Annotated in this window: 17 protein-coding genes and 1 pseudogene; 11 read left to right on the forward strand and 7 right to left on the reverse strand. The window is 61.0% G+C overall.

The genetic code is table 11. The features are described 5' to 3' along the window. The first annotated feature begins 14 nt into the window (after positions 1-14). Together NW846_RS08365 and NW846_RS08370 are read left to right on the forward strand one after the other, a co-directional pair. Entirely contained in the window at positions 15-341 is a 327-nt protein-coding gene (locus tag NW846_RS08365; protein WP_414515742.1) for a hypothetical protein, read from the forward strand. 2 nt (positions 342-343) lie between these two features. Beyond that, a complete protein-coding gene (locus NW846_RS08370; protein ID WP_011430503.1) occupies positions 344-565 on the forward strand; it encodes a hypothetical protein in 222 nt (73 codons plus the stop codon). A 52-nt stretch (positions 566-617) separates the two neighbouring features. Here the strand turns inward: NW846_RS08370 and guaA are convergent, their stop codons facing one another. Continuing rightward, a complete protein-coding gene (guaA, locus tag NW846_RS08375; protein WP_099813400.1) occupies positions 618-2,168 on the reverse strand; it encodes a glutamine-hydrolyzing GMP synthase in 1,551 nt (516 codons plus the stop codon). Positions 2,169-2,542: 374 nt separating this feature from the next. Between guaA and NW846_RS08380 the strand changes: the two genes are divergently transcribed. From NW846_RS08380 to NW846_RS08390, 3 genes are all read left to right on the forward strand, one after another. After that, on the forward strand, positions 2,543-3,547 hold the full coding sequence (locus tag NW846_RS08380; RefSeq protein ID WP_011430506.1) for a hypothetical protein: 1,005 nt from the start codon (positions 2,543-2,545) through the stop codon (positions 3,545-3,547). Beyond that, positions 3,544-4,326, forward strand: a complete 783-nt coding sequence (gene rsmG / locus NW846_RS08385; protein WP_011430507.1) for a 16S rRNA (guanine(527)-N(7))-methyltransferase RsmG — start codon at positions 3,544-3,546, stop codon at positions 4,324-4,326. The genes NW846_RS08380 and rsmG overlap by 4 nt, the downstream gene beginning before the upstream one ends. A gap of 140 nt (positions 4,327-4,466) precedes the next feature. Next, the gene (locus tag NW846_RS08390; protein ID WP_011430509.1) at positions 4,467-4,757 is read left to right on the forward strand and encodes an RNA recognition motif domain-containing protein; all 291 of its coding nucleotides are present in this window, start codon (positions 4,467-4,469) and stop codon (positions 4,755-4,757) included. A 39-nt stretch (positions 4,758-4,796) separates the two neighbouring features. Here the strand turns inward: NW846_RS08390 and NW846_RS08395 are convergent, their stop codons facing one another. Beyond that, entirely contained in the window at positions 4,797-5,630 is an 834-nt protein-coding gene (locus NW846_RS08395; RefSeq protein ID WP_011430510.1) for a metal ABC transporter permease, read from the reverse strand. Positions 5,631-5,645: 15 nt separating this feature from the next. Beyond that, on the reverse strand, positions 5,646-6,401 hold the full coding sequence (locus tag NW846_RS08400) for a metal ABC transporter ATP-binding protein (RefSeq protein ID WP_011430511.1): 756 nt from the start codon (positions 6,399-6,401) through the stop codon (positions 5,646-5,648). Between the two features lie 44 nt (positions 6,402-6,445). Between NW846_RS08400 and NW846_RS08405 the strand changes: the two genes are divergently transcribed. The 4 genes from NW846_RS08405 to NW846_RS08420 all read left to right on the forward strand — a co-directional run bounded on the left by NW846_RS08405 (position 6,446) and on the right by NW846_RS08420 (position 11,271). Then, positions 6,446-7,399, forward strand: coding sequence for a metal ABC transporter solute-binding protein, Zn/Mn family (locus tag NW846_RS08405; protein ID WP_414346844.1), 954 nt, complete (start codon positions 6,446-6,448; stop codon positions 7,397-7,399). Between the two features lie 72 nt (positions 7,400-7,471). Beyond that, positions 7,472-9,277, forward strand: coding sequence for an aspartate--tRNA ligase (gene aspS / locus NW846_RS08410; protein WP_011430513.1), 1,806 nt, complete (start codon positions 7,472-7,474; stop codon positions 9,275-9,277). Positions 9,278-9,336: 59 nt separating this feature from the next. After that, positions 9,337-10,113: an enoyl-ACP reductase FabI gene (gene fabI, locus NW846_RS08415; protein WP_414346939.1), complete on the forward strand. Its 777-nt coding sequence runs from the start codon at positions 9,337-9,339 to the stop codon at positions 10,111-10,113. Positions 10,114-10,134: 21 nt separating this feature from the next. After that, complete coding sequence (locus NW846_RS08420; protein ID WP_011430515.1) at positions 10,135-11,271, forward strand: AI-2E family transporter; 1,137 nt, start codon at positions 10,135-10,137, stop codon at positions 11,269-11,271. A gap of 80 nt (positions 11,272-11,351) precedes the next feature. Here the strand turns inward: NW846_RS08420 and NW846_RS08425 are convergent, their stop codons facing one another. The 4 genes from NW846_RS08425 to psbV all read right to left on the reverse strand — a co-directional run bounded on the left by NW846_RS08425 (position 11,352) and on the right by psbV (position 13,867). After that, positions 11,352-12,248: a sulfatase-like hydrolase/transferase gene (locus tag NW846_RS08425; RefSeq protein ID WP_414346940.1), complete on the reverse strand. Its 897-nt coding sequence runs from the start codon at positions 12,246-12,248 to the stop codon at positions 11,352-11,354. Then, a complete protein-coding gene (locus NW846_RS08430) occupies positions 12,236-12,736 on the reverse strand; it encodes a hypothetical protein (RefSeq protein WP_011430517.1) in 501 nt (166 codons plus the stop codon). Before NW846_RS08430 ends, NW846_RS08425 begins: the two co-directional genes overlap by 13 nt. A 70-nt stretch (positions 12,737-12,806) precedes the next feature. Further along, positions 12,807-13,331 carry a photosystem II cytochrome PsbV2 gene (gene psbV2 / locus NW846_RS08435; RefSeq protein WP_011430518.1) on the reverse strand — a complete coding sequence of 175 codons (525 nt, stop codon included), beginning with the start codon at positions 13,329-13,331 and terminating at the stop codon, positions 12,807-12,809. Continuing rightward, a complete protein-coding gene (gene psbV, locus NW846_RS08440; protein ID WP_011430519.1) occupies positions 13,331-13,867 on the reverse strand; it encodes a photosystem II cytochrome c-550 in 537 nt (178 codons plus the stop codon). The genes psbV2 and psbV overlap by 1 nt, the downstream gene beginning before the upstream one ends. Before the next feature lie 391 nt (positions 13,868-14,258). Between psbV and NW846_RS08445 the strand changes: the two genes are divergently transcribed. Together NW846_RS08445 and NW846_RS08450 are read left to right on the forward strand one after the other, a co-directional pair. Then, the gene (locus tag NW846_RS08445; RefSeq protein WP_011430520.1) at positions 14,259-15,320 is read left to right on the forward strand and encodes a CIA30 family protein; all 1,062 of its coding nucleotides are present in this window, start codon (positions 14,259-14,261) and stop codon (positions 15,318-15,320) included. Positions 15,321-15,524: 204 nt separating this feature from the next. Then, positions 15,525-15,844, forward strand: a pseudogene (locus tag NW846_RS08450) (dolichyl-phosphate-mannose--protein mannosyltransferase); the annotation flags it as partial.

The following is a 15,844-nucleotide window of genomic DNA, read 5'->3' on the forward strand; positions in this document are numbered from 1 at the left end:
AGGGCATCCCAGCTATGTCCGACATCTTTGTGATGATCCGCAACCAGGCCAACAACGCCCTCACTTCCATCGACGGGATCCCTTTTGTCGCCTTTCTGGAGCGGGAGGGGCAACTGATTGCCGAAGAAACCATCGAGTTAATCTACGCCGACGCCGGCTTTGATGACCTGCCGATTGGAGAATACACTGTGGGGGTACGGCATGAACGGGTGGAGCCCCCGAAAGCCACCTGCCCGGTCAGTATTGCCTCTGAGGACGAGGTTGTTTTGGTAACATTTGTTTACCTCGAGCCGGAGCGGGTTCTGCTGAACGCTCAGATTGCTGTGGAAAAAAGGTTGTAACCATGACCGTCAAAGTGATCCCATCGCACTCCATCAAAGCTTTTCGCTATCGAGTGTTTTGTCTGGGACAAGATCTCTGGAATGCCCGGGATCCGATTAGCCGTGCCAACCTAGCCCTACAACTGGCCGACGCGGCCACAACCCTGGCCCGTATGGAAGTGCAAGCCGCTCAGCCTTTCAGCTCAAGCCCTTCCTATTCCCTGCCGGAAGCAGGCCATAGGTAATCGCTCCAGTCCGGCCTTGAGGCCAGAGGCAAGGGATCCCGCCCGACCAGCATCACTCCCACTCGATGGTGCCGGGGGGCTTTGAGGTGATGTCGTAGACTACGCGGTTGACGCCCGGCACCTCGTTGACGATGCGGTTGGAGATGGTGGCCAAGAGGTCGTAGGGCACCCTAGCCCAGTCCGCCGTCATGCCGTCTTCGCTGGTGACCAGTCGCACCACCACCGGGCAGGCATAGGTGCGCTTATCCCCCATCACCCCCACCGAGCGCACTTCCGGCAGCAACACGGCAAAGGCTTGCCACAGCTTGGGATAGTAGCCGGAGCGGTTGATCTCCTGGCGGACAATCATGTCGGCCTCGCGCAGGATCTCCAGCCGCTCTTTGGTGACCTCGCCCACAATGCGGATGGCCAGGCCCGGCCCCGGGAAAGGATGGCGGCCAACAATTTCTTCCGGCAAGCCCAACGAACGGGCCAGTTGCCGTACCTCATCTTTGAAGAGCTTGCGCAGAGGTTCTACCAGCTTAAAGCGCAGATTCTCCGGCAAGCCGCCGACGTTGTGGTGGCTTTTGATCTTGACGGCAATGCGCTCTCCGGTAACCGGATCCACATTGGTGTTGGCCGACTCGATCACATCGGGGTAAAGGGTGCCCTGGGCCAGGTACTCGAAGGGGCCCAGCCGCTGCGACTCCTCCTCAAACACGCGAATAAACTCTGCCCCGATGCGTTTGCGCTTCTCCTCGGGATCGGTGACCCCCTGCAACTGGCGGAGAAAGCGCTCTTGTCCGTCCACGTAGTGGACAGGGATGTGAAATTGCTCTTGGAAAAGGCGCAGCAGCCGCTGCGGCTCATCTTTGCGCATGAACCCCTGGTCGATGAACACGCAGGTGAGCTGATCCCCAATGGCCTTGTGTAGCAGAAAAGCCAAAGTAGAGCTGTCCACCCCCCCCGAAAGGGCCAACAGCACCCTCTTGTCGCCCACGCGGGCACGGACTTCCCGAATGGCCTCCTCCAGAAAAGCTTCCGTTGTCCAGGTGGGCTCGCAGCCGCAGATGTGATAGACAAAATTGCGAATGAGAAAGGCACCGGCCTCCGAGTGGGCCACCTCTGGGTGAAATTGCACCCCGTAGAGACGGCGCGCCGGATCGGCAATGGCGGCAAAGGGGGTGTTGTCAGTGTAAGCCAGCGAATGAAAGCCCGGGGGCAACTCGGTCACCGAGTCTCCGTGGCTCATCCACATGATGCTGCTTTCTGGCAGGTTGGTGAGCAGATCGGTGGGATCCAAAATGTGCAGGGCGGCACGGCCGTATTCCCCCTTCTGGGCCGGCTCCACCTTGCCCCCCAACTGCTGCACCATAAGCTGCATACCGTAGCACACGCCCAGGATGGGGATCCCCAAGTTCCAGATCTCCAGGTCACAAGCGGGAGCGCCCGGCTCATAGACCGAGTTGGGGCCGCCGGAGAGGATGATGCCCTGGGGCCGCAGTTGCCGCAGTTGCTCGGCAGTGGTGCGGTAGGAAAGGATTTCCGAATAGACGTGGGTTTCGCGAATACGCCGGGCAATGAGCTCAGAGTACTGGGATCCAAAATCGAGAATAACAATCATCTGGCGCTGCACCTTGAGGGAGGAAGGAAAAAGGCCGGGAGGGAGGGGAGAGGTAGAAGAGTTCACAAAACCTCGCAAGTGCAGAATGAGAAAGCCGGGCCTAGCGACTAACTCGGCTGTGGATAAGAAACATTAAGGGCTCTTCCATCGTAACAGGGATGGAGGCGCTTGCTTGCAGTTGCCTGTCCTGGAGAGTCCCTATCGGGTGGGAAGAGAGTTTTCGCTAAAAAACCGCTCACTGGCTAGGCAATGATTCCCAGCAACCATCGCAACGGGGAACCCAGATGACCAGGTAAAGGCAAGACTTATGATCGAAAAAAGAAGCCATCCAGACCGGTGGAGATACTGGCAAAGATCCGCAGTGCCATCGTTTTATGTCCGTTGTTGCTGAGTCCTTTCAAACGTATCTTCGTCGTCGCCGTCGTCTGCTGGCTCGCCGTCTCAAGCGGCAGCAAGGGTGGGGTGTGGTTTTGGCTTTGTTGGCCTTGTACTTGCTCAGTTGGGATGCGCTGAGCGAGGGTGGGTCGTTGCTGCACTTGGGGAGAGGGCAACCCCTATGGCTGGTGGTGATCCCGCTGTTGGGGGGAGGACTCTACAGCTTGGGCGCTGGGATGGTCTGGATGCTGCGCCAGCGCTGCTCTGCCCAGCTTTTGGCCGAGATGATCAGCTTGCCCCACTTGGCTTTGGCCGCCCTGCTCTGGCTGGGTCTGGCCATCTGGGGAGAGCAGCTTTCGCCTTTCCTGTTACGACAAAAAAACCAGTTATTGGCGGGCCTGGTGATGAGTTGGCTGTTGGCTCAGGGGTGGAGTTTTCTTCGCTCCCACTGGATCGTGGAGGTGGGGCAGCTGTGGAGGGATTATCTGCAGGAGCTGCGAGCCTCGGTGTTACAGCCCTGCTACCGGCGCCTGGAAAGCTGCCGCCATTCGCTGCGCCTCTATCAGGCCATTTGGCAAGACCTACAACTGGAAGAGCTGGAAGCCCAGCACCTGATCCAGGTGCTCTCTGAATCGCTGTTGCCGCTGACCTTGCCGCTCAAGGTCTATGCCCAGCGGGTTCACCACTACTGCCAACAGTTGGCAGCCCTGCTGGCGCAGATGCAAGAGCAGGTGGAGCGACTGGAGCAGGTGCTTCTGGATGTGGAGCTGGAGTTGGCCTCCCGTCAATCCTTCCAGGCCCAGCCACAGCCGATTAACCTGCTGGTGGAAGAGGGGATCCACTGTCAGGAGCTGGATTTGCAGGAGTTGGTTTGCCTGAACCAGGAGCTGCTGGGGGCCGATCGCTCTTTGCAGGGCTTGGCCGAAGAGCTCAAGGGCTGGGCCGACAAAGCCATCCCCGCCGGCTTAAAACTGGGATTGCCATGGCTGCGATCCCTGGGATGAAGAAGGCTGACCCGCCTGCTTCTGAGCCCCCAGAACTGGAGGCCCTGTGGTCAAGCTGGCTGGTGGATCTGGGCTGGCAGCCTTCTGAGCCGCAGCAGCAGCAACTGCAACAGCTCTATTCCCTGGTGATGGCCGGAAACCGCACCCAAAACCTCACCCGTATCACCGATCCCATCGATTTTTGGGAGAAACACCTGTGGGACTCGCTGCGGGGCCTGCGCCTGCTGGGATCCTGGGATGAAATCCAAGCTCAGCCCTGGCGCGGGATCGACATCGGCACCGGGGCAGGGTTTCCAGGGATCCCGGCCCAGATCGCCCTGCCCCAGGCCCACTTCACCCTCCTAGACAGCAGCCAACGCAAGATCGCCTTTGTGCAAGAAGTTTTGCAGCAGCTTTCCCTCGCCCAGGCGCGGGCGGTGGCCCAACGGGCAGAGATCTGGGGGCAAGACCCGCAGGAACGCGGCAGCTACGATCTGGCCTTGGCCAGAGCCGTGGCAGCGGCGGAGATCTGCGCCGAGTATTGCCTGCCCCTGCTCAAGGTGGGGGGACGCGCCATTCTCTACCGCGGCCATTGGACCGAGGCAGAAGCCCAAACCCTGAAGCGGGCCCTTTCTCTTTTGGGGGGGAAGCTGATCCATGTCGAAGCCTTCACTACCCCCCACAGCCACGGGATGCGGCATTGCCTGCTGTTGGAGAAAGTCGCCCCTACACCAGCTTGCTATCCCCGTCCTCCCGGCATTCCCAAACGCCAACCCCTGGGACAGGACAAGCGCCGCTAAAAGATCTTGGACAGGTAGTTTGCAAATGCCGTCGGGGAGACTAAGATGTGGATGGCATCAGGTTCGGATTGAGCCAATGGTCTAACCAGGTGAGCTTCCGAACTGAGCGCTAAAGGTTAAGGTTCGGAGTTCGCTACGTTATGACCATTTTTGTGGGCAATCTGTCCTTCAAGGCCAGTGAAGAAGACCTACGGCTTGTGTTTTCCGAGTACGGCACCGTCAAGCAAATCAAGCTGCCGGTGGATCGGGAGACGGGCCGCAAGCGCGGCTTTGCTTTTGTGGAACTGGAAAACGAGGCCGACGAGCAAAAAGCCATCGATGAGTTGGATGGCGCCACCTGGATGGGCCGGGATCTGAGGGTTAACAAGGCCATGCCGCGTCAGGCCGGCGCAGGCGGCGGCAGGCGGGATAGCCGTTCTTCCCGCTTCTAATCCGATAGGCTCTGGGCCGGGGATCCCTCTCCCCGGCCTTTAGCTTTGGCCGAAGATGACTTTGGCCAGAAAGGCCAAGCCAAACCAGGTGGAGGCCACCAGGACAATAGCCGGGCCAGAAGCGACGTTGAGGTAGTAGCTGGCGTACATCCCCAGCAAGCTAGCGCTGACGCCAAACAGGGATCCCAGCAGCATCACCTGCTGCAGGCGAGGCACCAACAGGTAGGCTGTTGCTGCCGGCGTGATGAGCATGGCCAGCACCAGCAGCACCCCCACCGCCTTCATGCTGGCCACCAAAGTTAGGGAGGTGAGCGCCATCAGCCCCCAGCCCAGTCCCTCGGTGGGCAGGCCGGCTGCCTTGGCTCCCAGGGGATCGAAACTGTAAAAAGTCAGCTCTTTAAAAAAGAGGGCCACCAATCCCAGCACCAGAGCGGTGATGCCCACCACCGTCAACACGTCGGCAGCACTTACCCCCAGCAGGTTGCCGAAGAGGAAGTGGTTGAGATCGATGCGGGCCCGCCGTTGGATCAGGGTGATCAACAGGATCCCCAAAGCAAAGAAAGCAGAAAAGACGATCCCCATGGCCGCATCGGGCTTGAGGGGAGTGGCGGAGCGGATCCACTGGATGAGCAGAGCGCTCAGCAACCCCGCCACGAAGGCGCCGACAAAAAGGTTTAGGCCCAGCATGTAGGCAATGGCCAGGCCCGGCAGCAGCGAATGGCTGAGGGCATCTCCCAGCAGGGCCAAGCTTTGCACCAGCAGATAGCTGCCCACCACGGCGCAGAGCATGCCGATGGCCACGGCCACCAACAGGGCCCGCTGCATGAAGGCAAAGCGCAAGGGATCCGCCAGGGTGTGCCAGAGCCCTTCCATACCACCTCTCACCCCCTAGGCAGCCGAGTCCAAGGGCAGGATACGGCCATAGGCCCGCTGCAACACCTGCGGCTGCAACACCTGCTGCGGGGATCCCTGGGCAATCAGCACGCGGTTGAGGAGCAGCACCTCGTCAAAGTAGGCCAGCGCCTGCCCCAGGTCGTGGTGCACCACCATCACGATATGGCCGGCGTCGGCCAGCTCCCGCAACACCTGAAACACAATGGCCTCGCTGGGCTGGTCGATCCCGGCCAGCGGCTCGTCCAGGGCGTAGATCTCCGCTTCCTGCGCTAGAGCCCGCGCCAAAAACACCCGCTGCTGCTGTCCCCCTGATAGCCGACCAATGGGCCGATCCCGATAGGCTCCCATCCCCACCCGCTCCAGGGCTTGCGCGGCCCGCTCCCGACCTTCTGGCCCGATGCGGCGCAACCAGCCGGCAGCTCTTACCTGTCCCATCAGCACCACATCCCACACCGTGGCCGGAAAGCTCCAGTCGATGGCCGACCGCTGCGGCACATAGGCCACTTGCTCCCCCCGCAGCACCTGGCCGCCGTAGCGCACCTCGCCCCCCTCTTTGGGCACCAACCCCAACAGCGCCTTGAGCAATGTACTCTTGCCGGCCCCGTTGGGCCCCAGGATGCCCGTGATGCGCCCCGGCCGGATCTCGGCGCCGATCCTCTCCAACGCCAGCAACTTGCCGTAGCGCACCGTCAGATCCCGCACCACCAGGGAGGCCGGACGAAGCGGGAGAGAAACCGCTGGTTTTTTCATTTTCCTTTCATTTTCATCAAGACCAGTGTAACCTAGGGGGGTACATGAATCATGAAACGATTATGAAAATGAAAGCTTTGTTTTTTGCTGGGCGCCGCTTGGCGGTGGGATTTGGCCTGGTGATCGGGGGTTGGCTGTCCCTGGCTGGCTTGGCTGTGGCGCGTCCCCGCGTCGTGGTTACCACCACCTTGATTGCCGATTGGGTAGGGCAGGTGGGGCAGGATCGCATCCAGCTCAGCAGCCTGCTGCAGCCGGGCGTGGATCCCCACGTCTATGAGCCGACGCCGGCCGATGCCGCGGCCCTGGAGCAAGCGGATCTGGTGTTTTACAACGGCTACAACCTGGAGCCGGGGTTAATTCGTCTTATCGAGGCCACGGCCCAAGGAGCGCGGCGGGTTGCTCTAGCCGAGATCCTTGAGCCCATCGTCGCCGATGAAGACGGGATCCCGACGCCGGATCCCCACGTGTGGGGCAATGTGGAAAACGTCATCCTCATGGTGGAGCACATTGCCCAGGAGCTGACGGAGCAAGTCCCCAACGAAGCCGCTTTTTTCCAGGCCAATGCCGCCGCCTATCGGGCGGAGCTGGAGGAGCTCCACACCTGGATCGGGGAACAGATTCAGACCATTCCCCCCGCCAACCGGGTTCTGGTGACCACCCACGATGCCTTTGCCTACTACACCCAAGCCTACGGCCTGAAGATGGGGGGATCCCTCCTGGGGATCAGCACCGAGGAACAGCCCAGCGCCCAGACGGTGGCCCAGTTGGTGGAGGAGATCCGCGCCCTGGGGGTGCCGGCGGTCTTTGCCGAGACCACCCTTAACCCCGCTCTCATCCAGACGGTGGCCGCCGAAGCCGGGGTGCAGGTAGCCGAACAGGAACTGTACTCGGACTCTTTGGGGGAAGCAGGCAGCGGCGCCGAAACCTACGTCGCCATGATGCGCCTCAACACCTGCACCATCGTGGCGGCCTTGGGCGGATCCCCTGACTGTCCTTGAGGGGCAGCATCGAGACGGTGGGGCTGAGTTTTGTATGATAGGGGCTCAGACCCTCGTTATCTCACCGCGTCCATGCCTGCTGCCATCCGTCGCCCGCCTCGTTCCCTCTACTGTGGCCAAGTGCGCCCGGCCCACATCGGCCAGACCGTCACCCTCTACGGCTGGATCGACCGCCGCCGCGACCACGGCGGTGTGATCTTCTTGGATCTGCGGGATCGCTCCGGCATCGTGCAATTGGTGGCCGATCCCCAGAAAACCCCCCTCTCCTACGAGCTGGCGGGGCAGGTGCGCAGCGAATATGTGGTGCGGGTAACGGGAACGGTTCACCAAAGACCTAGTGACTCCTTTAATCCCCGCCTGGCCACCGGCGAGGTGGAGGTCTACGCGGAAGAGTTGGAAATTCTCAGCCGGGTGGGCAAGCAGCTTCCCTTCAGCGTCTCGGGGGAGGAAGGGGAAGAGGTGCGGGAGGAGATCCGCCTGCGCTACCGCTACTTGGACTTGAGGCGAGAGCGCCTGTCCCGCAACCTGCAGCTGCGTCACCAGGTCATCAAGGCCATCCGCCGCTTCCTGGAGGACGAAGAAGGCTTTATCGAGGTGGAGACCCCCATCCTCACCCGCTCTACCCCCGAAGGTGCCAGAGATTACCTGGTGCCGAGCCGCGTCAACCCCGGGGAGTGGTTTGCCCTGCCGCAGTCGCCCCAGCTTTTTAAGCAGTTGCTGATGGTGGCCGGCGTGGATCGCTACTACCAAATTGCCCGCTGCTTTCGGGATGAGGATCTGCGGGCGGATCGCCAGCCGGAGTTTACCCAGCTGGACATGGAGATGAGCTTTATGGATCAGGAGGCGATCCTGGAACTCAACGAGCGGCTCCTCTGCCATATCTTCAAAACCGTCAAAGGCATCGACCTGCCCCGCCCTTTCCCGCGGCTGACCTATGCCGAGGCCATGGCCCGCTACGGCTCCGACAAGCCCGACACCCGCTTTGGGCTGGAATTGGTGGATGTTTCGCCGCTGTTTCAGGGATCCGGCTTTAAGGTCTTCGCCAAGGCCTTGCAAGAGGGCGGTGTGATCAAAGTTCTGCCGGTGCCGGGCGGCGACGAAAAGATCTCCAACACCCGCATCAAGCCGGGCGGGGATCTGTTCAAGCTGGTCACCCAGTACGGGGCGGGTGGCCTGGCCTTCATCCGGGTGCGGCCCGGCAGCCTCGACACCATCGGCGCCCTCAAAGAAAGCCTCAGCCCCGAGCAGGAACAGCAGTTGCTGCAGCTTACCAACGCCAAGCCGGGGGATCTGCTGCTGTTTGGAGCAGGGCCGGCTGCCGTGGTCAACGAGTCGCTGGGCCGCCTGCGGCTGCACCTGGGCCAGGAGCTGGGCTTGATCCCGGAGAACGCCTTGAATCTCCTCTGGATCACCGATTTTCCCCTGTTTGAATTCAATGCCGAGGAAAACCGCCTGGAAGCCCTGCACCACCCCTTTACCGCCCCCCACCCCGACGACTTGGCCGACCTGAAAACGGCGCGGGCCCAGGCCTACGACCTGGTCTGGAACGGCGTGGAAGTGGGCGGGGGATCCCTGCGCATCTACCAGCGCGAGATCCAGGAGCAGGTTTTCCAGACCATTGGCCTTACCCCTGAGCAGGCGCGGGACAAGTTTGGCTTTTTGCTGGAAGCCTTCGAGTACGGCACCCCGCCCCACGGCGGCATCGCCTATGGCCTAGACCGGCTGGTGATGCTCTTGGCGGGGGAAGATTCCATTCGCGATGTCATCGCCTTTCCCAAAACCCAGCAGGCCAGGTGTTTGCTCACCGGTGCCCCTTCCGGCGTCGAGGCCAAGCAGCTCAAAGAACTGCACGTGGCCTCCACCTATCAGCCCGGCTGAACAGGATCCCCTGTTCCGGACTGTGGAAGGATAGAGAAGAACCTACCCCACCTTTCCGTATGCTAGACCTGACCGGAAAAAAAGCCTTGGTAACCGGCATTGCCAACGAGCGCTCCATCGCCTGGGGCATTGCCCAGCAACTGCACAAAGCGGGGGCGACGTTGGGGGTTACCTATCTGCCGGACGAGCGGGATCGCTTCAAGACCAAAGTCCAGCAGCTCACCGAGCCCCTGCAGCCGGATTTTCTCCTCCCTTGCGACGTGCAAAGCGACCAGCAGATTGACGAGCTGTTTCAGGCAATAGCCCAGAAATGGGGTCAGGTCGATATCTTGGTTCACTGCCTGGCTTTCGTCAAAAAAGAAGAGCTGAGCGGCAACTTTAGCGATATCTCGCGGCAAGGGTTTGCCCTGGCCATGGATGTGAGCACCTACTCCCTGATTGCCCTCTGCCGGGCCGCCAAGCCTCTCTTGAGATCCGGCAGCAGCATCCTCACCCTCACCTATTTGGGGGGGGTGCGGGTGGTGCCCAACTACAACATGGCCGCTGTCACCAAAGCGGGCCTGGAAACCTGCGTTCGCTACCTGGCGGCCGAGCTGGGCCCCGCCGGGATCCGGGTGAATGCCATCTCCGCTGGACCCATTCGCACCTTGGCTTCTTCGGCCATTGCTGATTTCCATGCCATGCTGCACGCGGTCGAGGAGAAAGCTCCGCTGCGGCGCAATATCACCCAGCTCGAGGTGGGCAATGTGGCAGCTTTTCTGGCCAGCGACCTGGCCAGCGGCATTACCGGCCAGGTGATCTATGTGGATAGTGGATATAGCATCCTGGGTTTTTAGGCTCTTGGGGATCCCCCTGGCATGAATCGCTTCTCGCCTTTGCAGCGGCTGCTGCTCACCTGGATTTTGATCGTCATCAGCGGCTGGCTGGCCCTACAGGTGGGCCGGCTGTTTGGCCATCTGCTCACCACCATCCTGACGGCGGCGGTGCTGGCTTTTTTGCTCAACTATCCGGTGCAGGTGCTGCGGCGCTATCGGGTAAGCCGCGGTTTGGCAGTCACCCTGGTTTTTGCCCTGTCGGTGGTGCTGCTGGCCTTGGTGGGGATCGCTGTGGTGCCCATCCTGGCCAAGCAGGTGGTGCAGTTGGGGGCGCGGATCCCGGAGTGGGTGGATACCTTACAAAGCTGGCTGGATCAAATCAGCCTGTGGGCGGCAGAGCGCAACATCAACCTCGGCCAGACAGAGCTGGTGAACACCCTCCTCAACCGCCTGCAGGCCAGCGCCGAAAAAATTGCCGGCCAATCCCTGGACATCCTCCTGGGCACCTTCAATCAGGTGATCGATCTGGTGTTGGTGTTGGTGCTGGCCCTCTACATGCTGCTCTACGGGGGGCAGTTCTGGCAGGGGTTGCTCAGCCTCTTCCCCAAGCCCTGGGGACCGCGCATCGGCGAAGCCCTGGCTCTGAGTTTCCAGAACTTTCTCATCAGCCAGTTGGTGTTGGGGTTCATCATGGCCCTGATGCTGGTGCCAATTTTTGGGTTTTTGCGCGTGCCCTTCGGGCTTTTGTTTGGCCTGTTGATCGGCCTGCTGGAGGTGATCCCACTGGTGGGGGGCTTTATTGGCATCGGCGCGGCAGCGGTGCTGCTGGCCTTTCAGGATATCTGGCTCAGCCTCAAGGTGGTGCTGGTCTCCCTAATTGTGCAGCAGGTTAAGGATCGGGTCATCGCCCCCCGCCTGATGGGGGAACTGATCGGCCTCAACCCGGTGTGGATCTTGATCGCCCTGTTGGTGGGGGCGCAACTGGGGGGCATCCTGGGCGTCATCGTCGCGATTCCCCTAACCAGTGTGGTGAAAAGCCTCTACGAGATCGCGCGTTCCGCCGACTTGGCCGCCGAAGAGGGCTTGGACTCGACCACGAGAGTGACCTCTCTGGGCGAAAGTCGCAGAGAAACTCGCCGGGATCCCACCTTGCCCAAACCGGAGACCCAACAGGTTTAGCGTGCTGACGTTCCAAGCGGAGCCGAACCCGAATCCGTATCTCCCCTCTCCCAAAGGGAGAAGGGCCGGGGGTGAGGGCCTCAGCGAATTTTTCCCTCGATAAAAGGCACCTCCAGCACCTTTTCGTGGTGGATGGGGCCATGGCCAAAATAGCCCCCTTCCCCGAACAATTCGCCGTGGTCGGCGGTAACGGTGATGTAGGTGTTTTTGGGAACCAGATCGAACAATTGTTCAAAAACCCCATCTAGGTAGCGCACCGCCTCGATCTGCCGCTGGCGCAGCTCCTCCAACTGGGCGGCGCTGAAAAAGGTGATCCCGGCCTCTTCCCCTTCATCCAGGCGCTTTAACACGCCATTCACCCCAGAGATGCGGGGCCACAGGCTGGGATCCTCATCGGGCAGGGCGTAGGGATAGTGAGTTTCGCCCACATTCAACAGGTAAAAGCTGGGGCGATCCGGATCAAAGCGCAACTGCTCCACCATGGCTGCCATGTCGTTGTGGCGCGGCATGAGGCGGTAGGAATCGAAGTCGCGGTTGAGCAGGGTGCTGGGGTTGAGCACCGGCAGGGAGACCATGGCGTGGGTGGTGTAGCCCAGTTGGTGCTTCAGTAGCGTCGGCAAATAGAGGTGGGGCAGCAGATGCTTGAACTCGATCGGCTGCCGGGTACCGAGGCGCTCGTTGTAGCGCAAATATTCCTGCTTGTAGTGTTCAGACGCGAAAACCTGGGTGGGGCTGGTGTGGGGCAGCAGGCCCATGAGCAGGTTGTAGTGGGCGGGAGCCGTCCAGGAAGCGTAGCTCCAGCGCTTTTCCAGGGATCCCAGCTTGAGCAGATGCTTGGGGTTGGCGGCCAGCAGGCTGTCGAAACGGCAACTGTCGAGAACGATCAGCAGATAGTTATTCTGTCCCTGGGGTTCCGGTCGAGGGTCGGACTCAGACGAGGGAGCCGCAGAAGATCGCCACCAGTTCAAGAGTCCCATTCCTCTTCCTCCTGGGCAGAATAGGGCCGTCGGACGATCCGCCAGTTGGGGGCTGTGGCCGCGTCGTCTTCCTCCTCAAGTTCTTCCTCAGGATTGGCAGATTTAGGAGCCGGGTCGCGAATGCGTTCCGGCGGGATATTGGAGTAGGAATAGCGGCCTGCCTGGGGATCCGGCAGATCCTGAGGCAAATAGTGGTCGGGGGGAATCATCTGCGCTTCCAAAAAGCGCACTCGCTCGATGAGCTGGTTTAACTTGCGGATTGCCTGTCGCTGGAATACCCGGTCGTGCAGCCGCCAAGCGCCCACATACAGAAACCCCAAGCCCACTCCTACCCCATAGGCCGTCAAGAGCGTCAGCGACAAAGGAATCGCAGCGCCAGCTTGCCCGGCTACGACTACGGCTGCCGCAGATCCCCAGTTTTGGACAAGGAAAACGAGCAGGGTCAGTATCCACAGGCCCAGGAGTATGGAGCGGATATTCTGGAGCATGGCCGCCACCTTCCCTCTTCACCAGGCTACCACCACCCCTGCAAGGAGCGGCGGAGGAAACCCCGACTCCTCAGCCACCTCCGATTGCGTTGGATCCCCAGCCCGGAGCCACTTGAGCCGCCCTGAGGATAAAGGCAGCCAGGTTGCGCAGCGCTTCATCATCCATCCAGGAGGGGGGCACGGGGCGGCAGCCATAGCTAACCTCGGTGCCATCGTAGCTGCGGGGATCCCGTTGGTACTCCACCAAGGCTTGAATGGTGTCGCGGGGTGGGGTGGCGCCGCGCAAGTCCTTGAGCGAAAGGGAAATGTTGGGGGCCGGTAGGGTAGAGCCACCCACGTGGCAGTTCAGACAGGCGGACTGAAAGCGATTTTTCCCGTCGGTAAGTTGCTCTGGAGTAAAGGTGAGCATGTGCCCTTCCGCATCCCAGGGCAGCTCTATCGGCTCAGTGGTTCGCAGATAGTGGCTCACGTAAGGATCAATGCGGCCTGCTGCTGGGCTAGCTAGCCCTAGCCATACCAGAAGCAGGATCCCGGCCCACCTCCAGCCACGGCCCGGGACCCGCCACCGCTTTGCCCCTTGAGTTTGCCCAGGCATCAGAGATAGGCCGAAAGGTCACTGTGGGATTCGCTCTTGGTGCCGCCCCAGCCGGGCACGGTCTTAGCCTGCACTAGGATGTAGCCGGCAATTAACTTCAGATCCTCATCGGTGAGGTTGCGCAGGCGAGGATACTCACTTAGAAGCTGGGTGTTGGGATGATATTCCACCAGGGACTCTACCCCGTCATAGGTGACCGGGTTCTTGATGTAGTCCACGATCGCCAACACATTATCGCGGGGAGGTGTTGCCCCCTCCAGATCCGAGAGCTTCAAGGTAACATCCGGATTGGGATAGGTCTGTCCACCCACATGACACTGGGCACAGGCCCTGTTGAATAACTGCTTTCCTCTGGCCAGTTGCGCTTCCGTGAAAGTGATGGACTCGGTTGGCGACAAGGCTACAGGAGGAATCTGCCTGGCCGCCAAGGCCGGCCCCCAGGCATACCCGGCCATCCCCAAAACCAAGATCAGGATCAGTAACCGACGACGCGCCGCCGCGAACGCTTTCTGAAGAGAAAAAAATTTGCTAAACATGGTTCTCCGTAGTTCGATCTTAGAAAAGGGGTCAGCTCTGCTCCAGCGACAAACCCGACAACAGGATCAAGAATAGACCATTGCGAGATCATTTGCAGATGGGATCCGGGATCCGTTTTGCAAGGCGTTCCCTTCGACCTTGGTGTTAAGTTTGATTGCGAATTCAGGGCCCCTTCAACGGTCGGGTTATTGCCCCCACCCTGCCGAGATCGGCAATGCGATACACAAAAGCAAACTCGGAGAAGGGATCTCTTTCCTCCTGGAGAGGACAGCAGAGGTTGGGACAGATAGGGTTGAGGAGTCCTCAAAGGCGGTTCAATTGCCAGGGATCCCCTGGCTGGGGCTATCCTGTAAGCATCTCTCCTGCGTGCGTTCTCTAAGTGGGTAGGCAATGCCTTGGGACCTGGGGCGGTTTTGGAACACGCTGACCTACTACGAAGCGCTGCCCTTTGCCGACCTATGGCGCTGGGTTCAGAATGGGTTCCAAGCAGCAGCGGTTGACTTCATGCCTCCTTCCCTGGCGACTTCAGCTCCTCTTCCCGTGATCTTCTTGGGCGATGGCCTACCAGTGGGGCTGGCGGAGGCGCTGCAACAGCAGGGGGCGGAAGTCCAGGAGAGAGGGGATGAGGTGACAGCCAGGGTCATCCTGGGTCTGGAGAACCGGGAGGAAGCTAAGGCCCACCTGGAGCGGCTGCGCCGCAGCGGCCAGACGGAACAGATGCTCTTTGACTTTCGCCGGCCTGACCCCCAGGTGAACCAGTTCTGGGGCATCCTAGACGATGTGGTGATGGGCGGGGTGAGCCAAAGCCAACTGCTCTGGGGCGAGGGCGAGCTGCTGTTTACGGGGCAGGTTTCCACGGCCAACTTCGGCGGCTTTGTTTCCACGCGCACCCGCAACTGGCAGCCTCCCTTGGATGTGTCGGGGTTTGCCGGCCTGGAGCTGCGGCTGCGGGGGGATGGGCAGCGCTACAAGGTTCTGCTGCGGGATCAAGGGGGTTGGGACAGCCCGGCCTACGGCTATGCCTTCGACACCACCCCAGGGGAAGAGCAGACCGTCCAGGTGCCTTTTGCCGAGATGGTGCCTACCTTTCGCGCCCGCCGGGTTGCTGCTCCCCCTTTGAATACCCGCCAGATCTATTCCCTGCAACTGATGCTGAGCAAGTTTGAGGCGGACGGCAGCCCCAACCCCCGCTTTCGGCCTGGGCCCTTCCAACTGGGCCTGCGCTGGATCGGGCTCTACCGCCGCGATCCGCTGCCGCAACTGATGGGGGTGGCGCGGGGATCCCTAACTCCCGATTGGGTGGCGGCCTTGCGGGAGAGCTCCAGCCGCTGGTGTGGGGTGGAGATTCCTGCAGAGATCGAGGGATCCGCTCTGGCAGCCCAGTTGCTGCGGCTATTGCACTCGCCCGAGAGTGTGGGCCGGGTGGTGCCTCTAGAAGCTGTCCATGGCTAAGCTTCTGGGCCGCCTCAAGGGATCCCTGGGGCTTTTGGCCGGCCTATGGCTGTGGGCGGGCCAGGGGATCCCTTACCTGTTTGACTGGGACGAGCTCATTTACGCCAGCTTGGCGCGGCAGATGCTGGCCAGCGGCGATCCCCTGGCTTTGCATAACGGCGAGCCTTTTTCGAAAAGCCCCTCTTTTGGCTGCAGGCCCTGGCGATGGCGGCCCTGGGGGTCAACGAATGGGCGGCGCGGTTGCCTAATGCCTGGGTGGGCGGGATCACAGTGGCGCTATTGGTGGGGTGGGGATCCCATCTGCGTGGGGTGGGGTTTGGCTGCCTATGGGGGATCTTGCTGCTTACGGGCTACCTGCCCTTGTTTTTTTACAAAACTGGTCTCATCGACCCGCTACTCAACCTGGGCATGGGTGTGGGGCTGGGATCCCTTTGGGCCGCCGAGGAGGCCTGGCGGGCCGGGTACTCTGGACGCAGGTGGAGAGCGGTGGGGGCGCTGGCCCTGGGCTTGGCAGTGTTGGCCAA

It is taken from the genome of Synechococcus sp. W60.3 (assembly GCF_047502615.1).
Lineage (GTDB): Bacteria > Cyanobacteriota > Cyanobacteriia > Thermostichales > Thermostichaceae > Thermostichus.